Below are 24,641 nucleotides of genomic sequence, written 5' to 3' on the forward strand. Positions count from 1 at the left end.
TAACTTGGCTGCTCTTGGAACATTGTTTCGTCGTCAGAATGCCCCCCTGCTCGGGCTGGATGTCAGCTCGTCCAGCGTCAAGCTGGTCGAGCTCGGCCGTGATGCCAGCGGAAAGCTGGTCCTGGAGCGTTGCGCGATCGAGCCGCTCGAACGCGGCTGGATCACTGACGGCAACGTCGAGAAATTCGACGAGGTGGCCGAGGCCGTCCGGCGTGTCGTGCGCAAGAGCGGCACCAAGACGCGCAACGTCGCGCTCGCGCTGCCGCCCTCGGCGGTGATCACCAAGAAGATCATTCTTCCCGGTGGCATGAGCGAGCAGGAGCTCGAAATCCAGGTCGAGTCCGAAGCCAACCAGTACATCCCCTTCTCGCTGGACGAGGTGAGCCTCGACTTTTGCGTGACGGGCCCCAGCACCACCTCCGCGGGCGATGTGGAAGTGCTGATCGCCGCGTCCCGCAAGGAAAAGGTCCAGGACCGCGAAGGCCTGGCCGAAGCGGCCGGGCTGAAGGCCATGATCCTGGACGTCGAGTCCTATGCCTCGCGCCTCGCAACCGCACGCCTGATCGAGCAACTGCCCGGCAAGGGCGTGGACTCGATCGTGGCGCTGTTCGAGGTGGGCGCTTTCACCACCAGCATGCAGGTGCTGCGCAACCAAGAAGTGCTGTATGACCGCGACCAGGCCTTCGGTGGCGCCCAGCTGACCCAGCTGATCGTCCGTCAATACGGTTTTTCCGCAGAAGAAGCCGAAGCCAAGAAGCGCAGCGGCGACCTGCCCGACGACTACGGCTCGGGCGTGCTCAAGCCCTTCGTGGAAAGCATCGCGCAGGAAATTGCACGCGCGCTTCAGTTCTTCTTCACCAGCACGCCGCATAACCGCGTGGACTATGTGTTGCTGGCCGGCGGTTCGTCGTCACTGCCGGGTCTGACCAGTGCCGTGACCCGCCAGACCTCTTTTGCCTGCTCGCTCGTCAATCCGTTCGACGGCATGGACTTCGGGCCGAGCATCCGCGAGAAGAAGGTGCGGCGCGAAGCGCCCTCGTACCTGACCTCTTGCGGCCTAGCCATGCGGAGGTTTCTGCAGTGATCCTCATCAATCTGCTCCCGCACCGCGAAGCCGCGCGCAAGCGGCGCCGCGAAGCCTTCTATGGAACCCTCGGCGGCGCTGCGCTGCTGGGTGGCTTGATCGCGGGCCTCGGCTATCTCTGGTTCGAGGCACAGATCTCGACCCAGCAATCGAAAAACGGTTTCCTGCAGGCCGAGATCAAGAAGCTCGAAGTGGAGATCAAGGAAATCTCGACGCTGCAGGATGAAATTGCGGCGCTGCGCGCGCGCCAACAAGCGGTCGAAGACCTGCAGGGCGACCGCAACCTGCCCGTGCACCTGTTCAATGAGTTGGTGCGGCAACTGCCTGACGGCGTCTACCTGAGCAGCATGAAGCAGGACAACCAGACTGTCACGTTGCAAGGCATGGCCCAGTCCAACGAGCGCGTGTCGGAACTGCTGCGCAATCTGGGCAACAACAGCCCCTGGTTGGTGAAGCCCGAACTGGTCGAGATCACCTCGGCGAATGTGAACCTGAGCCAGCGCGACCAGCGTCGTGTTGCGAGCTTCACGATGCGCATCGGCCTGAAACGACCGACCGATGCACAGAAGGCGGCTGCCGAAAAGGCACTGGCCGCAGCGGCACAGTCCAAGGGGTAACCGATCATGGCAAGCAATCGCCCCTCCCAAAAAGTAGACGTCGGCGCCGCACTGCGGAACGTCGGCGAGCAGTTCCGCGGACTCAATCCGAACGATCCGTCGATGTGGCCGGCGGTCCCGCGCTATGCGCTGTGCCTGGCCGTGACCGCGCTGGTGCTCGTGGCGCTGTGGTTCGTCTGGCTCACCAACTCCAACGACCAGCTCGAGAGCGAGCGGGCCAAGGAAGTGACGCTCAAGGCCGACTACCAGAAGAAGGTCGCCCAGGCGGCCAACCTCGATCTGCTGAAGAAGCAGCGCGAACAGGTGCAGCAATACGTGACCCTGCTCGAGAAACAACTGCCCAGCAAGGCCGAAATGGACGCGCTGCTCTCGGACATCAACCAAGCGGGCCTTGGCCGCAGCCTGCAGTTCGAGCTGTTCCGCCCGGGCTCCATCTCGGTGAAGGACTACTACGCGGAGCTTCCGATCGCCGTTCGCGTCACCGGTCGCTATCACGACATGGGCGCCTTCGCGGCCGACGTTGCCAGCCTCTCGCGCATCGTGACGCTCAACAACGTGACGATCACGCCGCAAAAGGACAAGGACGTGCTGACGATGGACGCCACCGCGCGCACCTTCCGCTATCTCGATGAAGACGAGCGGGCCGCCCAGAAACGCGCCACGGCGCCGAAGGCGAAGAAATGAGGGCTGCAAACAAAGTCCTGTGGCTGATGCTGGCCACGGCGGGCCTGAGCGCCTGCGATTCCGGCCAGGAAGACCTCCAGCGCTGGATGGTCGAGCAGCGCGCCCAGGTGAAGCCTTCGGTGCCGCCGATCGCCGAGCCCAAGAAATTCACGCCGCAGGCCTACACCGAAGGCGCGTCTTTCGAGCCCTTCAACATGCTGAAGCTGACGCAGGCACTGCGCCGCGAATCGAACCAGCCGAGCACCTCGGAGCTGATCGCGCCCGAACTGGCGCGCCGCAAGGAATCGCTCGAAGCCTTCCCGCTCGATTCGATGGCCATGGTCGGCAGCATGAATCGCAACGGCCAGCCGGTGGCGCTGGTGCGTGTCGACAAGCTGCTCTACAAGGTGCGCGTCGGCGAATACCTGGGACTGAACTACGGGCGCATTACCCGTATCAACGAAACCGAAGTCGCCTTGCGTGAAATCGTGCAAGACGCCGCCGGTGAATGGATCGAACGCGTGGCGACATTGCAGCTGCAAGAGAGTGCGAAATGAACCAAAAAAAATCAACGATGGCACAGTGGCTGCGCGCCGCCGGGCTGGGTCTGCTGGCCTTCGGTGCACTTGCCGTCGCCCATGCGCAAAACGCGATCGAGGCTGTCACCAGCTCGACGCAATCCGGCGCTGAGGTGATCCGGATCGATCTGGCCCAGCCGCTCACCGCGGTGCCGGCCGGATTCGCCGTCCAGACCCCGGCGCGCATTGCGCTCGACTTCCCTGGCGTGACGAACGCCATCGGGCGCTCCGCCATTGAAGTGAACCAGGGCAACCTGCGTTCGGTCAACGTGGTGCAGGCCGGTGAGCGCAGCCGCGTGGTGCTGAACCTGAAGCAAGCCACGGCTTACAAGACCGAGATCCAGGGCAAATCGCTGCTGGTGATCCTCGAGCCGGTGGCCGGTACGGCACTGGCGGCTTCCTCGGCCACCGTTTTTGCCGAGAACCGCAACCGCGACACGCTGCCGTTGCGCGACGTCGACTTCCGTCTCGGCGCCGACAGCACGGGCCGCGTCATCGTCGACCTGCCGAACAATCAGGTGGGCGTCGATGTCAAGCAGCAAGGCAAGAACCTCGTGGTGGAGTTCACCAAGTCGACGCTGCCCGAAGGCCTGCGCCGTCGCCTCGACGTGGGCGACTTCGGAACACCGGTCCAGCTGATCACTTCGCAGCAATCGGGCGACCGCGTGCGCATGACGATCGAAGCCAAGGGCGACTGGGAGCACAGCGCCTACCAGAGCGAAAACCAGTTCGTGGTGGAAGTCCGCGCCCGCAAGGTCGACCCGACCAAGCTGACCCAAGGGGTGGGCTACAACGGCGAGAAGCTCTCGCTGAACTTCCAGAACATCGAGATCCGCTCGCTGCTGCAGGTGATCGCCGACTTCACGAACTTCAACATCGTGACCTCGGACTCGGTGACCGGCGCGCTGACGCTGCGTCTGAAGGACGTGCCGTGGGACCAGGCGCTGGACATCATCATGCAGGCGAAGAACCTGGGCATGCGCAAGAACGGCAGCGTGCTGTGGATCGCGCCGAAGGATGAAATCAACGCCAAGGAAAAGCTCGAGTTCGAGGCAAAGGCCGCAATCGAGAATCTGGAGCCGCTGCGTACGCAATCGTTCCAGTTGAACTACACGAAGGCCATTGCCATTGCGCAAGGTTTGACCGGCACTGGCGCCGGCAGCGGTGGCGGCGGTGGCGGCGGTACTACGACGCGTATCCTCAGCCCACGTGGCAGTGTGATTGCCGAGTCGCGCACCAACCAACTGTTCGTCTCCGATATCCCGTCGCGCCTGGCCCAGGTGACCGAGCTGATCCAGAAGCTGGACGTGCCCGTGCGCCAGGTCTTGATCGAAGCCCGCATCGTCGAAGCGTCTGACACCTTTGGCAAATCGTTGGGCGTGAGATTGGGAGGCGGTATCGCCGGAGAACGTGTTGCCTCCTCGGCAGGTAACCGGGCCTTCGGCAATCTTGGCGTCATGCCGATCGTTACCCCAGGCACCAACGGCGGGCCTAGCACAGCGAATACCACGTGGACCAACTCCAACTTCATCAACCTGCCCGCAGGTGATGCAGGCGGTACGGGTAACGCGGCTGGCAACTTCGCGATCTCGCTGTTCAACTCGAGCTTCTCGCGCATGCTGAACCTCGAAATCTCCGCGCTGGAAGCCGACGGCAAGGGCAAGCTGGTTTCCAGCCCCCGCGTCATCACGGCCGACCAAACCAAGGCGTTGATCGAACAGGGTGAGGAAATTCCCTACCAGCAGGCGACGTCCAGCGGCGCGACTTCCATCTCGTTCCGCAAGGCGGTGCTCAAGCTCGAAGTCACCCCGCAGATCACGCCCGAAGGCAACATCATCCTGACCCTGGACGTAAGCAAGGACGCCCGCGGCGTCAACACCTCGGCGGGCCCGGCCATCAACACCAAGCACGTGCAGACCGAGGTGCTGGTGGAGAACGGCGGCACGGTTGTCATCGGTGGTATCTTCGAACTTACCGAAACCAATGACGAGTCGCGCGTGCCGGTGCTGGGTGAAGTGCCCTACCTGGGTGCACTGTTCCGCAAGCGCGAACGCGTTGCCAACAAGACCGAAATGCTCGTCTTTATCACTCCAAAGATGATTACCGACCGCAACGCCGCGCGCTGACGCGCGGGCGTAGCAGCCACCGCGTGGCGGTCGCACTCGTCGGCTTGCCCGGCGCCGGAAAATCCGCAGTGGGCCGGCGCCTGGGGGCGCGGCTGAACACTCCGTTCATCGACACCGATCACGTGATCGAACAGCGTATCGGCTGCTCGATCCGTGACTACTTCGACCGCGAAGGTGAAGCGGTCTTCCGGGATCTCGAACAAACCGTCATCGCCGACTTGGCCGCGAACGCCCAGGGCGTGCTGGCCACCGGTGGCGGTGCCGTACTTCGCGAAGCCAACCGCGGTCAGCTGCGCGATCACTTCCACGTGATCTACCTGCGCTCCTCCCCCGAAGACCTGTTCCGGCGCCTGCGCCACGACGTCAAGCGGCCGCTGCTGCAGGTGGCCGATCCGCTGGGCCGGCTTCGCGAGCTGCACAACGCGCGCGATCCGCTCTACCGCGAAACGGCCCACGACGTGGTCGATACCGGCCGCCCCTCGATCGCCATGCTGGTCAACATCATCGTGATGCAACTCGAACTCGCCGGCCTCGTCGCGCCGGGCGCCCATCCCGAAGAGCCCGCCGCCTGAGTCGACCCGGCCGCAGCGCCTAAACTCGCCGCCATGCCATTGTCAGCACAGCCCGTACTTTCCGCCCCGCCAGAACGCGTCGACATTCAGCTCGGCGAGCGCAGCTACCCCATCCTGATCGGTGCCGGCTTGCTGGACGATCCGGCAAGCTTCGCGGCCACGCCCGCGGCGGCCAGTGCGTTGATCGTCAGCAACACCACGGTCGCGCCGCTCTACGCCCAGGCCCTTCGGGCCGCGCTGGCGAATCGCTTTCGTACCGTGCACCTGCTCGAGCTTCCCGACGGCGAGGTGTACAAGAACCTTGAGACCCTGAACCTGATCTTCGACGCGCTGCTGGGCCACGGCAGCGACCGCAAGACCGTGTTGTTCGCCCTGGGCGGCGGCGTGGTGGGCGACATGACCGGTTTCGCCGCCGCCAGCTACATGCGCGGCGTGCCCTTCGTCCAGGTGCCGACCACGCTCCTGGCGCAGGTCGATTCGTCGGTCGGCGGCAAGACGGCCATCAACCATCCGCTGGGCAAGAACATGATCGGCGCGTTCTACCAGCCGCAACTGGTGGTCTGCGACCTGGGCACGCTGCAGACGCTGCCGCCGCGCGAACTCAGCGCGGGCCTGGCCGAAGTGATCAAGTACGGGCCGATTCACGACATGGCCTTCCTCGACTGGATCGAGGCGAACGTCGATGCGCTGGTCGCACGCGACCCGGCCGCGCTCGCCTACGCCGTCAAGCGCAGCTGCGAGATCAAGGCGCTGGTCGTCGGCCAGGACGAGCGCGAGACGGGCCTGCGCGCCATCCTGAATTTCGGCCACACCTTCGGCCATGCGATCGAATCGGGGCTCGGTTACGGCGAATGGCTGCATGGCGAGGCGGTCGGCTGCGGCATGGTCATGGCGGCGCACCTGTCGCAGCGGCTGGGCGGCGTCGACGCGGCTTTCGTCGAGCGACTCACCCGCCTTATCGAGCGCGCGGGCCTGCCGATCGTCGGTCCGGCGCTGGGCGCGGATCGCTATCTCGAACTCATGCGCGTCGACAAGAAGTCGGAAGCCGGCGAGATCCGCTTCGTGGTGATCGACAAGCCCGGCTCCGCCGCGGTCAGCAGCGCGCCCGACGCGCTGGTGCGCGACGTGCTCGCGCAGTGCTGCGTGGAATGAGCCTTGCGGCTTTCGCCTGCCACCCCGCGCAGTCGCGCGGCCGCCGCCATGCCGAGCCGCCCGCGCCCACGCGCGATGCCTTCCAGCGCGACCGCGACCGCATCGTGCACTCCACGGCGTTCCGCCGGCTGGTCTACAAGACCCAGGTCTTCCTGAACCACGAGGGCGACCTGTTCCGCACGAGGCTCACGCATTCGCTGGAGGTCGCGCAACTGGGGCGATCGATCGCACGGGCTCTGCGCCTGAACGAAGACCTTGTCGAGGCGATTGCCCTCGCGCACGACCTGGGCCACACGCCCTTCGGCCATGCCGGGCAGGACGCGCTCAACGCCTGCATGGGCGATCACGGCGGCTTCGAGCACAACCTGCAGAGCCTGCGTGTGGTGGACGCCCTGGAGCACCGCTATCCGCAATACGACGGCCTGAACCTCAGCTTCGAGACCCGCGAGGGCATCCTCAAGCACTGCTCCCGCGCGAATGCCGAGCGCCTGGAACTGGCCGAGCCGAATGGCGTGGCGCGGCGCTTTCTCGACCGCACGCAGCCCGGCCTCGAGGCGCAGCTGTGCAACCTGGCCGATGCCATCGCCTACAACGCCCACGACATCGACGACGGCGTGCGCTCGGGCCTGATCAGCGTCGAGCAGCTCGCCGAGGTGGAGCTCTTCGAGCGCTACCGCCGCGAGGCGCTGTCCGAGTACCCCGAGCTGCAGGGGCGCCGCGTGCTCTACGAGACCATCCGGCGCATGCTGAGCGCGCAGGTCTACGACGTGATCGACGCCACGCGCGCCGCGCTGCAGACGCTGGCGCCCGCCGATGCCGACGGCGTGCGCCGTGCGCCGCCCATCGTTGCCTTCAGCGAGACCATGCGGGCCCAGTCGGACGAACTCAAGCGTTTCCTGTTCCGCAACCTCTATCGCCACCCGCAGGTGACGCAGACGACCGACCAGGCGCAGCAAGTGGTGCGAGAACTGTTCGAGGCGTATCTCGAGTGCGGCGCCGAAATGCCCGACTCCTACGCCGAGCGCCGCGACCGCCACCGGGCCGTGGCCGATTACATCGCCGGCATGACCGACCGCTTCGCGATGCGCGAGCACGAGCGGCTGACCGGCCGGCGGGGCATCGCGTGAGCGCGAACCCCGCGCCGCGCGTCCCGCTGGCGGCCTTCGCCGTCATGCTGGGCGGCGTCAGCGCCGCATTGCATCTGGGCAAGCTGCCGCCCGCCGTGCCGGCGCTGCAGGCTTCGCTCGGCATCGGGCTGGTCGAGGCGGGGTTCCTGCTCTCGCTCGTACAGGTGGCGAGCATGACGCTGGGTCTCGCGGCGGGTCTTGCGGCCGACACCATCGGCTTGCGCCGCAGCATGCTGGCGGGGCTCGTGGTGCTGACAGCCGCCAGCCTGCTCGGCGGCGCTGTCGGCGCCGGTCTCGTGGGCGGCGCGCATGCCGTGCAGTGGTTGCTGGTCCTGCGCGCGGTCGAAGGCATCGGTTTTCTGCTGGCGGTGATGCCGGGGCCCGGACTGATCCGCGCCCTCACGCCATCGGGCGCCGACAAGGCCGCGCTCGGCCTCTGGGGCGCCTACATGCCGCTTGGCGTAGCCCTCGCGCTGTTGCTGGGGCCCGCGCTGATCGCCTGGGGCGGCTGGGCCGACTGGTGGTGGGCGCTGTCGATCGTTTCGGCCGCGGCCGCGCTGTGGGTGTGGTCGGCCGTGCCGCCAGACCGGCTGCGTCCCGCCGCGGCGAGCGGCGCCAGCGAAGGCTGGGTCTCGCGCCTGCGCGCCACCGTCGGCGCGCGCGCACCCTGGCTGACCGCGCTGACCTTCGCCGTGTATTCCGCCCAGTGGATGGCGGTGATCGGTTTCCTCCCCGCCATCTACGCCGGCGCTGGCGTGCCGGCCGGCTGGAATGCGGTGCTCACCGCGATCGCGGCCGCGATGAACATCGTCGGCAACGTCGCGGGCGGCCGCTGGCTGCAACGCGGCGTGGCGCCCGAGCGCTTGCTGCAATGGGGCTTCCTGGCGATGGCGCTGGGCGGCGTGGCCGCGTTCGCGCAGGTGGGGCAGGGCGCGGATGCGCTGGGCTTGCCGCCTGCGCTTCGCTACGCCGCGGTCTGCGCCTTCTCGCTCGGCGGCGGCATGGTGCCGGCCACGTTGTTCCTGCTCGGCGTCCGGCTGGCGCCCAGTCCCACCACGGTGTCCACGACGGTGGGGCTCATGCAGCAGGCCTCGTCGCTCGGACAGTTCTTCGCGCCGCCCGCGGTCGCCTGGGTGGCGCACCGCGTGGGCGGCTGGCACTGGACGTGGACCGCGACGTTGGCCTGTTCGCTGGCCGGCATGGCCGTCGCTCAGCGCCTGGGCCGAATACGCCCTGCACCGGAGGTGGCATGACCGCCCCGGCGACAATCGACGCCTTTCAGGCCGAAGCCGACACGCGGCGCTGGCTGGAGCGGGCGGTGATCGGTCTCAACCTGTGCCCGTTCGCCAAGGCGGTGCATGTGAAGGCGCAGATCCACTACGCCGTGCACCTGCCCGCCGAGGAAGCCGGCCTGATGGAAGCGCTTCTTGCGGAAGCCAACGACCTCGCAGCCGTCGACGCCGCCGTGCGCGACACCACCCTTCTGATCGCACCCAACACCTTGGCGGATTTTCTGGACTTCAACGATTTTCTCGGCCGCGCCGAACGCAAGCTCACCCGCGCGGGCTTCGAGGGCGTGTTCCAGCTCGCGAGCTTTCACCCGCAATTCCAGTTCGCGGGCACCGAGCCGGACGACATCGAGAACGCGACCAACCGCGCGCCGTACCCCACGCTGCACCTGCTGCGCGAAGACAGCGTGAGCCGCGCGGTCGAGGCGTTTCCGGAAGCCGAGGCCATCTTCGAACGCAACATCGAGACGCTCGAAGCGCTGGGCCCCGAGGGCTGGGCTGCGCTCGACGTGGGCCCAGGGAGTGCCCGACCATGAACGCACACGCCACCAAGGCCCCGAAGACGAACAAGGCGGCGAAGGCCGACGCCGAATTGACCGAGGTGCTGCGCCCCGGGCAGTCCATCGAGCTGCTCAAGGAGCTGCACATCCTCACGCGCGAGGGCCGGCTCAACCAGGACTCGCGGCGCAAGCTCAAACAGGTTTACCACCTGTTCCAGTTCATCGAGCAACTGCTGCGCGAGCTGCCGGACGAGGGTGCGGAGGCCACGCTGGCCGACCACGGCGCGGGCAAGTCGTACCTCGGCTTCATCATCTACGACCTGTTCTTCCGGGTGCGCGAGGGCGGGCATGTCTACGGCATCGAGACGCGCGCGGAACTGGTCGAGCGCTCGCGCAAGCTGGCCGAGCACCTGGGTTTCGGCCGCATGTCGTTCCTCAACCTCACGGTGGCCGAGTCGGCGAATGCGAGCGAGCTGCCGGCGCAGATCGACGTGGTCACCGCGCTGCATGCCTGCGACACCGCGACCGACGACGCCATCGCCTTCGGCCTCGCGAAGAAGGCGCGCTGCATGGTGCTGGTGCCGTGCTGCCAGGCGGAAGTGGCCGCGTGCCTGCGCGAGACCAAGGCGCTGGCCCTGTCGCGCACACCGCTCGCGGAGCTGTGGCGCCATCCGCTGCACACGCGCGAAATCGGCAGCCAGCTCACCAACGTGCTGCGCTGCCTGTACCTCGAGGCCAATGGCTACAGCGTCACGGTCACCGAACTGGTGGGCTGGGAGCACAGCATGAAGAACGAACTGATCCTGGCGCGCTACACCGGCCAGCGCAAAGCCAGCGCGGCGACGCGGCTGGGCGAGCTGCTGTCGCAGTTCGGGCTCGATGCGCTGGGCGACACGCGGTTTCGCCTCGGCTGACGAGCCCGCATCTGGACGCTAGGCGGTGCGGGCTACCCCGCGCGAGGCCACCAGGTCGGCGAATGAATCACGCGCCGGCCACGCCACTTTCTTCCAGGGGCTGAGGTCGTCCGCGAGAAGTTTCTCCGCCACCGAGGCCAGCAGCTTGCGCCCGACGATGTTGCTGCCCGGCGCGTTGCGCTCTCCGGCGAGGAAGCTCCGCGCGTAGTGGTCCCAGCCGCTGAAGCGCTCGATGGCGAGCTCTGCCACGGGCTCCAGCCAGTCCAATGCTTCTTCGGCAGTCGAATGGCCGACTGCTGCTGCGCCGGTCGCCAGATGGGCGGCGCGGCCGATCCAGAGGGCCAGGTCGTCGTTGCTGCTATGTGACGCGAGGTCGTCGACGATCTCCGCTACCGCGGCCTCCGCCTCCGGGCCGTTCGTCACCGAGAAATCGCGCGCCAGCAGTTTCTTCCAGGCCTCGACTTCATCGGGCGGAATGCCGACACACAACAGGTGCACGGCGCTGCGCTGCGCCTCGTGGGCTTCTTTGAGGTCGGGCGCGAAGGTCTGCCGGTACACCGCGGCGAGCGCCACGGCGAAATTCTCGAACGGCGAGGAGGCCGCAAGGCGCGCGGCGAGCGCGGCGTTGGTTTCCTGCAGGGCGGCCTCGCGATCGGCTGTTTCCTGGGCCAGCTCGGCCCGTCCCTCGGCCATGCCTTCTTTCACCGTATCGACCAGTTCCTTGAAAAACTTGAACATTCGTTCCTCCCTGGGTGCATTGGTAAACCAGCCGCTTAGGATACAAGCCTCGCGCGTCACTTCATTCCATGGCCCGACTCCCTCGTCTCACGCTGGCCGACATGCCGCACCACGTGATCCAGCGCGGCAACAACCGCCAGCCGATCTTTGTCGATCGCGCGGACCACGAAAAGCTGCTCGGCCTCCTGGCCGACAACGCCGCGCGTTTCGGCATCGCGCTGCACGCCTACGTGCTGATGGACAACCACTTCCACCTGCTGACCACGCCCGCGAGCACCACCGGCCTGCCGCAGTTCATGCAGTCGGTGGGGCGCAGCTACGTGCGCTACTTCAACGACCGCCATGGCCGCAGCGGCACCCTGTGGGAGGGGCGCTACAGGTCGACGCTGATCCAGACCGATCGCTACCTCATGACCTGCATGGCCTACATCGACCTCAACCCGGTGCGCGCCGGCATGGCGGTCGATGCCCGCGACTACCCGTGGTCCAGCCACGGGCACTACGCGGGACTGCGCCACGACAAGCTGCTCACGCCGCATCCGCTGTACTGGGAACTGGGCAACACGCCGTTCGCGCGCGAGGCGGCGTATGTCGAACTGGTGCGCGGCGGGGTGCGGGCGGCCGATCAGGCCGCAATCACCGAGGCCACGTTGCGCGGCTGGGCGGCCGGCGACGGGGATTTTCTGGACTCATTGCAGAAATCAACCGAGCGTCGCGTGGTCAAGGCTAAGGCGGGCCGGCCGCCATCCGCTTCCAATTCCTGAGCTGAAATTGCCGGCTCCGCGGCGTGCTCTTGGCTCGTTGTGCTACCTTTTTTGATATGTCCCCAATTTAATTCCGATCAGAAAACTCGACTTTTAATAAGAATCTGACCCCAATTAAAGTGTTTGGCATTCTTTGTGCATCGCAATATGCTCCCTTTCCCTGCGAAAACTGAAGGAGTGCGCCATGACGACGGCTGCCGAGATCGAACATCTCCAAAAACACGGTCTGTATTCCGGTGCCGACGAGCACGATGCCTGCGGCGTCGGCTTCGTGGCCCACATCAAGGGCGAGAAAAGCCACGCCATCGTGCTGCAGGGCTTGAAGATCCTCGAGAACCTGGACCATCGCGGCGCAGTGGGCGCTGACAAGCTGATGGGCGACGGCGCCGGCATCCTGATCCAGCTGCCCGATCACCTCTACCGCGAAGAGATGGCCAAGCAGGGCGTCACGCTGCCCCCGCCGGGCGAATACGGCGTCGGCATGATCTTCCTGCCAAAGGAACACGCCTCCCGCGAAGCCTGCGAGCAGGAGATGGAACGCGCCATCAAGGCCGAAGGCCAGGTGCTGCTCGGCTGGCGCGATGTGCCGGTCAACCGCGACATGCCCATGTCGCCCACCGTGCGCGAAAAGGAGCCGCTGCTGCGCCAGGTCTTCATCGGCCGCGGCAACGACGTGATCGTGCAGGACGCGCTGGAACGCAAGCTCTACGTGATCCGCAAGACCGCCAGCGCCAACATCCAGCGCCTGAAGCTCAAGCACAGCAAGGAATACTACGTTCCGAGCATGTCCAGCCGCACCGTGGTCTACAAGGGCCTGCTGCTGGCCGACCAGGTCGGTACCTATTACCTGGACCTGCAGGACAAGCGCTGCGTCTCGGCCCTGGGCCTGGTGCACCAGCGCTTCTCGACCAACACCTTCCCCGAGTGGCCGCTGGCCCACCCATACCGCTACGTCGCGCACAACGGCGAAATCAACACGGTCAAGGGCAACTACAACTGGATGAAGGCGCGCGAGGGCGTCATGTCGTCGCCCGTGCTCGGCGCCGACCTGCAGAAGCTCTACCCGATCAGCTTCGCCGGCCAGTCCGACACCGCCACCTTCGACAACTGCCTCGAGCTCCTGACGATGGCCGGCTACCCCATCAGCCAGGCCGTGATGATGATGATTCCCGAGCCCTGGGAACAGCACGCCACCATGGACCCGCGCCGCCGGGCTTTCTACGAATACCACGCCGCCATGCTGGAGCCGTGGGACGGCCCGGCCTCCATCGTCTTCACCGACGGCCGCCAGATCGGCGCCACGCTCGACCGCAACGGCCTGCGGCCGTCGCGCTACTGCGTGACCGACGACGACCTGGTCATCATGGCGTCCGAGTCGGGTGTGCTGCCCGTGCCCGAGCAGAAGATCGTGCGCAAGTGGCGCCTGCAGCCCGGCAAGATGTTCCTGATCGACCTGGAGCAGGGCCGCATGATCGACGACGAGGAGGTCAAGGCCACCCTCGCCAACAGCAAGCCCTACAAGCAGTGGATCGAGAACCTGCGCATCAAGCTCGATAGCGTCAAGGCCGAGCCTGTTTCCGCGCCGCTCAGCCAGGTCGCGCTGCTCGACCGCCAGCAGGCCTTCGGCTACACCCAGGAAGACATCAAGTTCCTGATGAGCCCGATGGCGCAGGCCGGCGAAGAGGGCATCGGTTCCATGGGCAACGACAGCCCGCTGGCCGTGCTCTCCAACAAGAACAAGCCGCTCTACAACTACTTCAAGCAGTTGTTCGCGCAGGTGACCAACCCGCCGATCGACCCGATCCGCGAAGCGATCGTGATGTCGCTGGTGTCCTTCATCGGCCCCAAGCCCAACCTCCTGGACATCAACCAGGTCAACCCGCCGATGCGGCTCGAAGTGAGCCAGCCGATCCTTGACTTCGCCGACATGGCCAAGCTGCGCGACATCGGCAAGTACACGCAGGGCAAGTTCAAGAGCTACGCGCTGGACATCACCTACCCGCTCGCCTGGGGCGACGAGGGCGTCGAAGCCAAGCTCGCGTCGCTGTGCGCCGAAGCGGTGGACGCCATCAAGGGCGGCCACAACATCCTGATCGTGAGCGACCGCGGCGTGAGCCCGACGCAGGTGGCGATTCCGGCGGTGCTGGCCCTCTCGGCCGTGCACCAGTACCTGGTTCGCGAAGGCCTGCGCACCACGGCCGGCCTCGTGGTCGAGACCGGTTCGGCCCGCGAAGTGCATCACTTCGGCGTGCTCGCCGGCTACGGCGCGGAAGCCGTGCACCCGTACCTCGCGATGGAAACCCTGGCGGCCATGCACGCCGACCTGCCGGGCGACCTGAGCGCCGACAAGGCGGTCTACAACTACGTCAAGGCCATCGGCAAGGGCCTGTCCAAGATCATGTCGAAGATGGGTGTCAGCACCTACATGAGCTACTGCGGCGCGCAGCTGTTCGAAGCCATCGGCCTGAACACCGAGACGGTGAACAAGTACTTCACCGGCACCGCCAGCCGCGTGGAAGGCATCGGCGTCTTCGAGATCGCCGAGGAAGCCATCCGCATGCACAAGGCCGCGTTCAGCGACGACCCCGTGCTCGCCAACATGCTGGACGCCGGCGGCGAATACGCCTGGCGCACGCGCGGCGAAGAGCACATGTGGACGCCCGACGCCATCGCCAAGCTGCAGCACAGCACGCGCTCCAACAACTGGAACACGTACAAGGAATACGCGCAGCTCATCAACGACCAGAACCGCCGTCACTTGACGCTGCGCGGCCTGTTCGAGTTCAAGATCGATCCGGCCAAGGCGATTCCGGTGGACGAGGTCGAAGCGGCCGCGGACATCGTCAAGCGCTTCGCCACCGGCGCGATGTCGCTCGGATCGATCAGCACCGAGGCGCACGCCACGCTCGCCATTGCCATGAACCGCATCGGCGGCAAGAGCAACACGGGCGAAGGCGGCGAAGACCCCGCGCGCTACCGCAACGAATTGAAGGGCATCCCGATCAAGCAGGGCGACACGCTCAAGAGCGTGATCGGCGCGGCCAACGTCGAGGTCGACCTGCCGCTGCAGGACGGCGACTCGCTGCGTTCGCGCATCAAGCAGGTCGCCTCGGGCCGCTTCGGCGTCACGGCCGAATACCTGCATTCGGCCGACCAGATCCAGATCAAGATGGCGCAAGGCGCCAAGCCGGGCGAAGGCGGCCAGCTTCCGGGCGGCAAGGTCACCGAATACATCGGCAAGCAGCGCTATGCCGTGCCGGGCGTGGGCCTCATCTCGCCGCCGCCGCACCACGACATCTACTCGATCGAGGACCTGGCGCAGCTCATTCACGACCTGAAGAACACCGCGCCGCACGCGAGCATCAGCGTCAAGCTGGTGAGCGAGATCGGCGTGGGCACCATCGCGGCAGGCGTGGCCAAGTGCAAGAGCGACCACGTCGTGATCGCGGGCCACGACGGCGGCACGGGCGCCTCGCCCTGGTCGTCGATCAAGCATGCGGGCAGTCCGTGGGAAATCGGCTTGGCAGAAACGCAGCAAACGCTGGTGCTCAACCGGCTGCGCAGCCGCATCCGCGTGCAGGCCGACGGCCAGATGAAGACCGGCCGCGACGTCGCCATCGGCGCGCTGCTGGGCGCGGACGAGTTCGGCTTCGCCACCGCGCCGCTGGTGGTGGAGGGCTGCATCATGATGCGCAAGTGCCACCTGAACACCTGCCCGGTGGGCGTGGCCACGCAGGACCCGGTGCTGCGCAAGAAGTTCTCGGGCAAGCCCGAGCACGTCGTCAACTACTTCTTCTTCGTCGCGGAAGAAGTGCGCCAGATCATGGCCCAGCTGGGCATCCGCAAGTTCGACGACCTGATCGGCCGCGCCGACCTCTTGGACACCCGCAAGGGCATCGAGCACTGGAAGGCCTCGGGCCTGGACTTCAGCCGCCTGTTCGCGCTGCCGAACGTGCCGGCCGATGTGGCGCGCTTCCATGTCGAGAACCAGGACCACGGTCTGGAGCGTGCGCTGGACGTCAAGCTCATCGAGAAGTCGCGTCCCGCCATCGACAAGGGCGAGAAGGTGCAGTTCATCGAGGTGGCGCGCAACGTCAACCGCTCGGTGGGCGCGATGCTCTCGGGCGCTCTGACCAAGGTGCATCCGCAGGGCCTGCCCGACGATTCGATCCGCATCCAGCTGGAAGGCACGGGCGGCCAGTCGTTCGGCGCGTTCCTGGCACGCGGCATCACGCTGTACCTGATCGGCGACGCCAACGACTACACCGGCAAGGGCCTCTCGGGCGGCCGCGTGGTGGTGCGTCCGAGCCTCGACTTTCGCGGCGAAGCGGTGCGCAACACCATCGTCGGCAATACCGCGCTGTACGGCGCGACCACTGGCGAGGCGTACCTCTGCGGCGTGGCCGGCGAGCGTTTCGCGGTGCGCCTCTCGGGTGCCACGGCGGTCATCGAAGGCACCGGCGACCACGGTTGCGAATACATGACCGGCGGCACGGTCGCGGTGCTCGGCAAGACCGGCCGCAACTTCGCGGCCGGCATGAGCGGCGGCGTGGCTTTTGTCTACGACGAGGACGGGCAGTTCGCCACGCGCTGCAACCTCTCGATGGTGTCGCTCGACAAGGTGCTGACCTCCGCCGAGCAGACCGCCAGCGTGCACCGCAAGATCTGGCACGGCGGCGAGACCGACGAAGCGCAGCTGAAGAAGCTGCTCGAAGAGCACCACCGCTGGACCGGCAGCAAGCGCGCGCGCGAACTGCTGGACAGCTGGGCCGTCTCGCGCACCAAGTTCGTCAAGGTGTTCCCGAACGAATACAAGCGGGCACTCGCCGAACTGCACGACCGCAAGGTCGAGCTGACCAGCAGCGGCAACAACGCGCACGTGGGCCTGGAGCCGCACGCACTGGTCGCACCGGCCACGACGGCAGCGGTCTGAGCGGCAACGAAAACGAAGAACAGAGGAAAGCACGATGGGAAAGATCACCGGCTTCATGGAGCATGAGCGCATCGAAGAGGGCTACAAGCCCATCGACGAGCGCGTCAAGCACTACAAGGAATTCGTCGTCGGCCTGACGCCCGAGCAGGCCAAGGTGCAGGGCGCGCGCTGCATGGACTGCGGCACGCCGTTCTGCAACAGCGGCTGCCCGGTCAACAACATCATTCCGGACTTCAACGACCTCGTGTACCGCGACGACTGGCAGAACGCCTTCGCGGTGCTCGACTCGACCAACAACTTCCCCGAGTTCACCGGCCGCATCTGCCCCGCACCGTGCGAGGCGGCCTGCGTGCTCAACGTGAACGACGACGCGATCGGCATCAAGTCGATCGAGCACGCGATCATCGACCGCGCCTGGGATGAAGGCTGGGTCGCGCCGCGCGTGGCAAAGCACAAGACCGGCAAGAAGGTGGCCGTGGTGGGCGCGGGCCCGGCGGGCATGGCGGCTGCGCAGCAACTGGCGCGCGCCGGCCACGACGTGACCCTCTTCGAGAAGAACGACCGCATCGGCGGCCTGCTGCGCTACGGCATTCCCGACTTCAAGATGGAGAAGACCCACATCGACCGCCGCGTCGAGCAGATGAAGGCCGAGGGCGTCACCTTCCGCACCGGCGTGATGATCGGCGCCGCGAAAGAGCCGCTGGGCAAGGGCTCCAAGGTGACCAACCTCGCCAAGGAAACCATCACGCCCGAGCAACTGCAGAAAGATTTCGACGCCGTGGTGCTCACCGGCGGCGCCGAGCAATCGCGCGACCTGCCGGTGCCCGGCCGCGACCTGGACGGCATCCACTTCGCGATGGAGTTCCTGCCGCAGCAGAACCGCGTCAACGCGGGCGATAAGGTCAAGGGCCAGCTGCGCGCCGACGGCAAGCATGTGATCGTCATCGGCGGCGGCGACACCGGCTCCGACTGCGTGGGCACCAGCAACCGCCACGGCGCGGTCAGTGTCACGCAGTTCGAGTTGATGCCCCAGCCACCCGAGGAAGAAAACCGCCCGCTGACCTGGCCCTACTGGCCGATCAAGCTGCGCACCAGCTCCAGCCATGAAGAAGGTTGCGAGCGCGAGTTCGCCATCTCCACCAAGGAGTTCATCGGCGAAAAGGGCAAGGTCACGGGCCTGAAGACCGTTCGCGTCGAGTGGAAGGACGGCAAGATGCAGGAAGTGGCCGGCAGCGAGCAGATCCTCAAGGCCGACCTCGTGCTGCTGGCGATGGGCTTCATCAGCCCCGTGGCCACCGTGCTCGACGCTTTCGGCGTGGAGAAGGACGCACGCGGCAATGCCCGCGCGAGCGTCGACTTCATCGGCGGCTATGCCACCAACGTGCCGAAGGTGTTTGCTGCAGGCGACATCCGCCGCGGCCAGTCGCTGGTGGTGTGGGCGATTCGCGAGGGCCGCCAGGCCGCGCGCTCGGTGGATGAATTCCTCATGGGATTCAGCGATTTGCCGCGCTGATTTTTGTTTCAATTTCGCGGGGCCTGTCACGGCCCCGCTATCATTCGCGGAAACCGCATGCCGGGATGCCTGAAAAGGCGCCCGGCTTTTTTATTGAGATGGACCCAGCCGCACAGCCACAACCCTTCGTAGAGTTCCGCGACGTCACGTTCGGCTACGGCGCGCGCGCGATTCTCGACGGCGTCTCTTTCGCCGTCCCGCGCGGCAAGGTCACGGCCTTGATGGGCGCCTCCGGCGGAGGCAAGACCACCGTGCTGCGATTGATCGGCGGGCAGCAGCGGGCGCAGCGCGGCGAGGTGCATTTCGACGGCCACGATGTCGGCAAGTTCGACAACGCGGCGCTCTACGCGGCCCGGCGCCGCATGGGCATGCTCTTCCAGTTCGGTGCCCTCTTCACCGACATGACCGTGTTCGACAACGTGGCGTTCCCGCTGCGCGAGCACACGCAGTTGTCCGAAGCGCTGGTGCGCGACGTGGTGCTCATGAAGCTCGATGCGGTGGGCCTGCGCGGTGCGCGCGACCTGATGCCCAGCGAGGTGTCGGGCGGCATGGCGCGGCGCGTGGCGCTCGCGCGTGCCATCGCGCTCGACCCCGACCTCGTGATGTACGACGAACCTTTCGCCGGCCTCGATCCGATTTCGCTCGGCACCGCGGCGCGCCTCATTCGCCAGCTCAACGACACGCTCGGGCTCACCAGCATCGTGGTGTCGCACGATCTCGAAGAAACCTTCCGCATCGCCGATCACGTGATCATCCTGGCCAACGGCAGCATCGCCGCGCAGGGCACGCCGGCCGAAGTGCGCGAGAGCACCGACCCGCTGGTGCACCAGTTCGTCAATGCGCTGCCCGATGGGCCCGTGCGCTTCCATTACCCGGGCGTCAGCATCGAAGACGATTTCGGCAACGTCGAAGGAGGGCGCTCATGAGCTGGTGGAAGCCCGCCGACGTCGGTTTTTCCGTGCGCAGCCATCTGGCGAATCTGGGCTATGGCGCCAAGCTCTTCATGCGCCTGGTCGGGCCCGGCGCGCAGATCATGCGTCGCTTCAGCCTCGTGCGCGACCAGATCCATTTCCTGGGCAACTACTCGCTCGCGATCATCGGCGTGTCGGGGCTGTTCGTCGGCTTCGTGCTGGGGCTGCAGATGTACTACGCGCTGCAGCGCTACGGCTCGTCCGAGGCGCTCGGCCTCCTGGTCACGCTGAGCCTGGTGCGCGAACTCGGGCCGGTGGTGGCGGCGCTGCTCTTCACCGGGCGCGCGGGCACGTCGCTCACGGCCGAGATCGGCCTCATGAAGGCCGACGAGCAATTGAGCGCCATGGAAATGATGGCGGTCGACCCGGTGCAGCGCATCCTCGCGCCGCGATTCTGGGCCGGCGTCATCACCATGCCGCTGCTGGCGGCCGTGTTCAGCGCCGTCGGCATCATGGGCGGCTACGTGGTGGGCGTGCTGATGCTGGGCGTCGATCCGGGCGCGTTCTGGGGCCAGATGCAGGGCGGCGTCGATGTGTGGCGCGACGTCGGCAACGGCGTGATCAAGAGCATCGTCTTCGGCTTCACCGTGACTTTCATTGCGCTGCTGCAGGGCTACGAAGCCCAGCCCACGCCCGAGGGCGTGTCGCGCGCGACGACGCGCACGGTCGTGACGGCATCGCTCGCGGTGCTGGGGCTGGACTTCCTCCTCACCGCCATGATGTTCAGTATCTAAAGGAGCACCGCTCCCATCGTTCTAGAGAGTGCAAACCATGCAACGTACCAACAACGACATCTGGGTCGGCCTATTCGTGCTCATCGGCGCGGCCGCACTGCTGTTTCTCGCGCTGCAGTCGGCCAACCTGCTGAGCCTGAACTTCCAGCAGACCTACGCGGTCACCGCGCGCTTCGACAACATTGGTGGTTTGAAGCCACAAACCGCGGTCAAGAGTGCCGGTGTGGTGGTCGGACGTGTGGAATCCATCGCGTTCAACGACAAGGCCTTTCAGGCCGACGTCACACTGGCCCTGCAAAAACGTTACAGTTTTCCCAAGGACAGCTCGCTCAAGATCCTGACCAGTGGCCTGCTCGGCGAGCAGTACATCGGCATCGAAGCGGGCGCCGAGGAGAAGAACTTGCAAGCCGGCGACACCATCACTTCGACCCAATCGGCCGTGGTGCTGGAGAACCTGATCAGCCAGTTCCTTTACAGCAAGGCGGCCGAAGGGGGCTCGAATACGGCGCCGGGAACAGCCAACAAAAAATGAAATCACGATTCTTTGCATCGAATGCTATGAAAAGCATAGCTAATAGTGCCCGCTGGGCGATGGCAGCCGCCGCCTTGGCGATCGTTGCCGGGTGTGCCACAGGGCCCAACGCCAATCCGGCCGATCCGTTCGAGCCGTTCAATCGCGGCGTTTCTCGCTTCAACGACACGGTGGACGACGCCGTGCTCGTGCCGGTGGCCACCGCCTACCAGCGCGCGTTGCCGCAGATGGTGCGCACGGGTGTCAACAACTTCTTCAACAACCTGGGCGACGTCTGGAACCTTGCCAACAACGTGGTGCAGTTCAAGGTGCAAAACAGCGCCGAGACCTTCATGCGGCTCAACGTCAACACCTTCTTCGGGCTCGGCGGGCTGCTCGACGTGGCCACCGAGGCGGGCATTCCGCGCCATGAAGAAGACTTCGGCCAGACGCTGGGCCACTGGGGCGTAGGCGCCGGTCCGTACGTCGTGCTGCCGCTGCTCGGGTCTTCGACCCTGCGCGACACGGCCGCGCTGCCGGTGGACCGCTTCGGCGACCCGGTCGCCCAGATGGACGACGTGGCCTGGCGCAATTCGCTCTCGGTGCTGCGCATCGTCGACACGCGTTCGCAGTACCTGCGCGCGAGCCGCCTCCTCGGCGAAGCGGCGCTCGACAGGTATTCGTTCACGCGCGATGCGTTCCTGCAGCGCCGCCGCAGCCAGGTCTACGACGGCAATCCGCCGGACGACGGTGCGGGCAACAGCCCGGCCGACGACGGCGCCGAAAGCAAGTAAAAAGCGCGGGGCGGACGATGAAGCCGCTTGCATCCGGTTGCAAGGCTTCACCTGCGCTTCAGGAACCCGGTCGGCTCCGGGCCTGTCGAATCCGTTCTTGTCGCAGCACTCAAACGCCTTGCGCGACCTGGGTGCTTCGTCCATTTTCAAAATTCTGAGGGACTCTCCATGAACAACAAGATCTTGCAACGACGCGATGTGGGCCGGCTGGTTCTGGCCGGTGCCCTGCTGTTCGGCGCCGCCGTCGCCTTCGTCCGCCCGGCCTACGCTGCCGACGAGGCGCCCGACGCGCTGGTCAAGCGCCTGTCGAGCGACGTGCTCGAGACGATCAAGGCCGACTCGTCGATCAAGGCTGGCGACGTCAACAAGATCATGGTGCTGGTCGACAGCAAGATCATGCCCAACGTCAACTTCCAGCGCATGACGGCCTCGGCCGTCGGCCCGGCCTGGCGCCAGGCCACCCCCGAGCAGCAAAAGCGCCTGCAGGAAGAATTCAAGGCCCTGCTGGTTCGCACCTACGCCGGCGCGCTCGACCAGGTGGTCGACCAGACCGTCACCGTCCGTCCGTTCCGCGGCTCGGCCGACGACAAGGAAGTGCTGGTGCGCACCGAGATCCAGGGCCGCGGCGACCCCGTGCAGCTGGACTATCGCCTCGAGAAGACGCCGGGCCAGGGCGCGGGCTGGAAGGTCTACAACCTCAATGTGCTGGGCGTCTGGCTGGTCGATACCTACCGCACGCAGTTCGCGCAGGAAATCAACAAGAGCGGCATCGACGGCCTGATCACCGCGCTGGCCAGCCGCAACAAGAGCAACACCAAGGGCTGACCGGCCCACGGCAACGCACATGCTGGTCCTGCCCACCAAGCTCACCCACGACGAGGCCCCCGCCTGCATGCGCATGCTGCAGCAGGGGCTCAAGGGCCAGACGGATTCGTCGTCCACGGTGGTCGACGCCACCGCGCTGGCCCAGTTCGATTCGTCGGCGCTGGCGGTGCTGCTCGAATGCCGCCGCGAATCCAGTGCGCTGGGCCGCGGTTTCTCGGTCAAAGGTCTTTCGCCGCGCCTGCGCGAACTGGCTGCGCTGTACGGCATCGCGGGCCTTTTGCCCGCCGCGCCCTGACTGTTGGCCCCCCGGCTTTTCACTCCGCTTCGCTGCGTGTAATTCGCCACCCCCCGAGGGTGGGGCGCGGCCCGCCTTGGGGCGGCCCGGCGGCGGCCGCATGAGGGCAATCGAGCCGCTGCGCGCCAGCTCGCGGGGGCGCCCTTAAAATCGCGGGCTCCCATGCCCGCGATCTCATTCCAATCGGTCTCCAAGACCTACCCTCCCTCCAGACAGCAGAAAGCCCAAGGCAAACAAGGCTTGCGCGCGGTCGACGAGGTTTCCTTCCAGATCGAGCCGGGCGAGTTCTTTGGCCTGCTCGGCCCCAACGGCGCGGGCAAGACCACCCTGATCAGCATGCTCGCGGGCCTCTCGCGGCCCACGTCCGGCGCCATCAGCGTGCACGGCTTCGACGTGCAGCGCGACTACGCCGAAGCGCGCCGCCAGCTGGGCATCGTGCCGCAGGAGCTGGTGTTCGACCCTTTCTTCAACGTGCGCGAGTCGCTGCGCATCCAGTCGGGCTACTTCGGCATCAAGAACAACGACGACTGGATCGACGAACTGCTGCACAGCCTGGGCCTCACCGACAAGGCCACGGCCAACATGCGCCAGCTGTCGGGCGGCATGAAGCGCCGCGTGCTGGTGGCGCAGGCGCTGGTGCACAAGCCGCCCGTCATCGTGCTGGACGAGCCCACCGCCGGTGTCGACGTCGAGTTGCGCCAGACGCTCTGGCAGTTCGTCGCCCGGCTCAACAAGCAGGGCAGCACCGTGCTGCTCACCACCCATTACCTCGAAGAGGCCGAGGCGCTTTGCAGCCGCATCGCGATGCTCAAGCTGGGCCGCGTGATCGCGCTGGACCGCACCAGCGAACTCCTGAAATCGGCCGCGAGCAACGTGCTGCGTTTCAAGACCGACGCGATGCTGCCCTGGGCCATCGCCCAGCATGCGCGCATCACCGGGCGGATCGTGCAGCTGCCGGCGCAGAACGCCCATGAAGTCGAACAACTGCTGGCCGCGATCCGCGAAGCCGGCGTCGCGGTGGAAGACGTGGAAATGCGCAAGGCCGACCTGGAAGACGTGTTCATCGACCTGATGGCGGGCGAGCAGACGCCGCTGGAGGTGTCGCGATGATGGCCGTCACTGGGTGGCGCGCGCTGCTCTACAAGGAGACGCTGCGCTTCTGGAAAGTCGGCTTCCAGACCGTCGGCGCGCCGGTGCTCACCGCGCTGCTGTATCTGATGGTGTTCGGCCACGTGCTCGAAGACCACGTGAAGGTCTATGGCTCGGTGGGCTACACGGCCTTCTTGGTGCCGGGGCTCGTGATGATGAGCGTGCTGCAGAACTCTTTTGCGAACAGTTCGTCCTCGATCATCCAGAGCAAGATCATGGGCAACCTCGTGTTCGTGCTGCTCACGCCGCTGTCGCACTGGGGCTGGTTCTTCGCCTACGTGGGCTCGTCGATCATCCGCGGGCTGGCGGTGGGGCTCGGCGTGTTCGTCGTCACCGTGTTCTTCGCGATGCCGAATTTCGTGGCGCCGGTCTGGATCGTCGTTTTCGCGCTGCTGGGCGCCGCGATGCTCGGCACCCTGGGCCTGATCGCCGGCCTCTGGGCCGAGAAGTTCGACCAGATGGCGGTGTTCCAGAATTTCCTGATCATGCCCATGACGTTCCTCTCGGGCGTGTTCTATTCGATCGGCTCGCTGCCGCCGTTCTGGCAGGGGGTGAGCCACCTGAACCCGTTCTTCTACATGATCGACGGCTTTCGCTACGGCTTCTTCGGCGTGAGCGATGCCTCGCCCTGGCTGAGCCTGGGCATCGTGGGCACCGCCTGGCTGGTGGTGAGCGCCGTCGCTGTCCATCTCCTCCGTATCGGCTACAAAATCCGGGGCTAACATGGCTCTCCCCCAGTCTTCGCGCACTTCGTGTCGCTCCGCCAACCCCCTTCCGGGGGCAACACCAGCG

At 66.1% G+C, this 24,641-nt stretch carries 23 protein-coding genes; 22 read left to right on the forward strand and 1 reads right to left on the reverse strand.

The genetic code is table 11. The features are described 5' to 3' along the window. Positions 1–4: 4 nt before the first annotated feature. Genes JC881_RS27055 through JC881_RS27105 form a run of 11 tightly spaced genes read left to right on the forward strand, consistent with a single transcriptional unit; the run spans position 5 to position 10,622 of the window. A complete protein-coding gene (locus JC881_RS27055) occupies positions 5–1,084 on the forward strand; it encodes a pilus assembly protein PilM (protein ID WP_198788862.1) in 1,080 nt (359 codons plus the stop codon). Then, the gene (locus JC881_RS27060) at positions 1,081–1,701 is read left to right on the forward strand and encodes a PilN domain-containing protein (RefSeq protein ID WP_198788791.1); all 621 of its coding nucleotides are present in this window, start codon (positions 1,081–1,083) and stop codon (positions 1,699–1,701) included. Before JC881_RS27055 ends, JC881_RS27060 begins: the two co-directional genes overlap by 4 nt. Before the next feature lie 6 nt (positions 1,702–1,707). Next, positions 1,708–2,385, forward strand: coding sequence for a type 4a pilus biogenesis protein PilO (locus JC881_RS27065; protein WP_198788792.1), 678 nt, complete (start codon positions 1,708–1,710; stop codon positions 2,383–2,385). Further along, on the forward strand, positions 2,382–2,921 hold the full coding sequence (locus JC881_RS27070) for a pilus assembly protein PilP (protein WP_198788793.1): 540 nt from the start codon (positions 2,382–2,384) through the stop codon (positions 2,919–2,921). Before JC881_RS27065 ends, JC881_RS27070 begins: the two co-directional genes overlap by 4 nt. Next, positions 2,918–5,068: a type IV pilus secretin PilQ gene (gene pilQ, locus JC881_RS27075; RefSeq protein ID WP_198788794.1), complete on the forward strand. Its 2,151-nt coding sequence runs from the start codon at positions 2,918–2,920 to the stop codon at positions 5,066–5,068. The genes JC881_RS27070 and pilQ overlap by 4 nt, the downstream gene beginning before the upstream one ends. Positions 5,069–5,091: 23 nt before the next feature. Next, entirely contained in the window at positions 5,092–5,640 is a 549-nt protein-coding gene (locus JC881_RS27080; RefSeq protein ID WP_198788795.1) for a shikimate kinase, read from the forward strand. Positions 5,641–5,673: 33 nt separating this feature from the next. Next, on the forward strand, positions 5,674–6,792 hold the full coding sequence (gene aroB / locus JC881_RS27085; protein ID WP_198788796.1) for a 3-dehydroquinate synthase: 1,119 nt from the start codon (positions 5,674–5,676) through the stop codon (positions 6,790–6,792). Next, positions 6,789–7,919 carry a deoxyguanosinetriphosphate triphosphohydrolase gene (locus JC881_RS27090; protein ID WP_198788797.1) on the forward strand — a complete coding sequence of 377 codons (1,131 nt, stop codon included), beginning with the start codon at positions 6,789–6,791 and terminating at the stop codon, positions 7,917–7,919. The genes aroB and JC881_RS27090 overlap by 4 nt, the downstream gene beginning before the upstream one ends. A 44-nt stretch (positions 7,920–7,963) precedes the next feature. Beyond that, on the forward strand, positions 7,964–9,172 hold the full coding sequence (locus tag JC881_RS27095) for an MFS transporter (protein WP_198788863.1): 1,209 nt from the start codon (positions 7,964–7,966) through the stop codon (positions 9,170–9,172). Further along, positions 9,169–9,744 (forward strand): DUF1415 domain-containing protein, encoded by a 576-nt coding sequence (locus tag JC881_RS27100; RefSeq protein ID WP_198788798.1) that lies wholly within the window; start codon positions 9,169–9,171, stop codon positions 9,742–9,744. The genes JC881_RS27095 and JC881_RS27100 overlap by 4 nt, the downstream gene beginning before the upstream one ends. Then, a complete protein-coding gene (locus JC881_RS27105; protein ID WP_198788799.1) occupies positions 9,741–10,622 on the forward strand; it encodes a class I SAM-dependent methyltransferase in 882 nt (293 codons plus the stop codon). Before JC881_RS27100 ends, JC881_RS27105 begins: the two co-directional genes overlap by 4 nt. A gap of 18 nt (positions 10,623–10,640) precedes the next feature. On the opposite strand, the gene JC881_RS27110 is transcribed toward JC881_RS27105, so the two are convergent. Beyond that, positions 10,641–11,360: a DUF1266 domain-containing protein gene (locus JC881_RS27110; RefSeq protein ID WP_198788800.1), complete on the reverse strand. Its 720-nt coding sequence runs from the start codon at positions 11,358–11,360 to the stop codon at positions 10,641–10,643. A 68-nt stretch (positions 11,361–11,428) separates the two neighbouring features. On the opposite strand from JC881_RS27110, the gene JC881_RS27115 reads away from it, so the two are divergent. From JC881_RS27115 to JC881_RS27165, 11 genes are all read left to right on the forward strand, one after another. Next, positions 11,429–12,124, forward strand: coding sequence for a transposase (locus JC881_RS27115; protein ID WP_198788801.1), 696 nt, complete (start codon positions 11,429–11,431; stop codon positions 12,122–12,124). Between the two features lie 184 nt (positions 12,125–12,308). Continuing rightward, positions 12,309–17,057, forward strand: coding sequence for a glutamate synthase-related protein (locus JC881_RS27120; protein WP_198788802.1), 4,749 nt, complete (start codon positions 12,309–12,311; stop codon positions 17,055–17,057). A gap of 34 nt (positions 17,058–17,091) precedes the next feature. Next, entirely contained in the window at positions 17,092–18,570 is a 1,479-nt protein-coding gene (locus tag JC881_RS27125; RefSeq protein ID WP_198788803.1) for a glutamate synthase subunit beta, read from the forward strand. Positions 18,571–18,668: 98 nt separating this feature from the next. Further along, a complete protein-coding gene (locus tag JC881_RS27130) occupies positions 18,669–19,496 on the forward strand; it encodes an ABC transporter ATP-binding protein (RefSeq protein ID WP_233102071.1) in 828 nt (275 codons plus the stop codon). Next, a complete protein-coding gene (gene mlaE / locus JC881_RS27135) occupies positions 19,493–20,275 on the forward strand; it encodes a lipid asymmetry maintenance ABC transporter permease subunit MlaE (protein WP_198788805.1) in 783 nt (260 codons plus the stop codon). Before JC881_RS27130 ends, mlaE begins: the two co-directional genes overlap by 4 nt. Positions 20,276–20,312: 37 nt before the next feature. After that, positions 20,313–20,807 (forward strand): outer membrane lipid asymmetry maintenance protein MlaD, encoded by a 495-nt coding sequence (mlaD, locus tag JC881_RS27140; protein ID WP_042579085.1) that lies wholly within the window; start codon positions 20,313–20,315, stop codon positions 20,805–20,807. A 26-nt stretch (positions 20,808–20,833) separates the two neighbouring features. Next, positions 20,834–21,580 carry an MlaA family lipoprotein gene (locus JC881_RS27145; protein ID WP_198788806.1) on the forward strand — a complete coding sequence of 249 codons (747 nt, stop codon included), beginning with the start codon at positions 20,834–20,836 and terminating at the stop codon, positions 21,578–21,580. A 168-nt stretch (positions 21,581–21,748) separates the two neighbouring features. Next, positions 21,749–22,405 (forward strand): MlaC/ttg2D family ABC transporter substrate-binding protein, encoded by a 657-nt coding sequence (locus JC881_RS27150; RefSeq protein ID WP_198788807.1) that lies wholly within the window; start codon positions 21,749–21,751, stop codon positions 22,403–22,405. A 19-nt stretch (positions 22,406–22,424) separates the two neighbouring features. Further along, positions 22,425–22,700, forward strand: coding sequence for an STAS domain-containing protein (locus JC881_RS27155; protein WP_013539706.1), 276 nt, complete (start codon positions 22,425–22,427; stop codon positions 22,698–22,700). 162 nt (positions 22,701–22,862) lie between these two features. Continuing rightward, positions 22,863–23,810 (forward strand): ABC transporter ATP-binding protein, encoded by a 948-nt coding sequence (locus JC881_RS27160; RefSeq protein WP_198788808.1) that lies wholly within the window; start codon positions 22,863–22,865, stop codon positions 23,808–23,810. Next, positions 23,807–24,571 carry an ABC transporter permease gene (locus JC881_RS27165; RefSeq protein ID WP_198788809.1) on the forward strand — a complete coding sequence of 255 codons (765 nt, stop codon included), beginning with the start codon at positions 23,807–23,809 and terminating at the stop codon, positions 24,569–24,571. Before JC881_RS27160 ends, JC881_RS27165 begins: the two co-directional genes overlap by 4 nt. The last annotated feature ends 70 nt before the right edge of the window (positions 24,572–24,641 follow it).

The organism is Variovorax sp. IB41 (assembly GCF_016405905.1).
Classification (GTDB): Bacteria; Pseudomonadota; Gammaproteobacteria; order Burkholderiales; family Burkholderiaceae_C; genus Variovorax.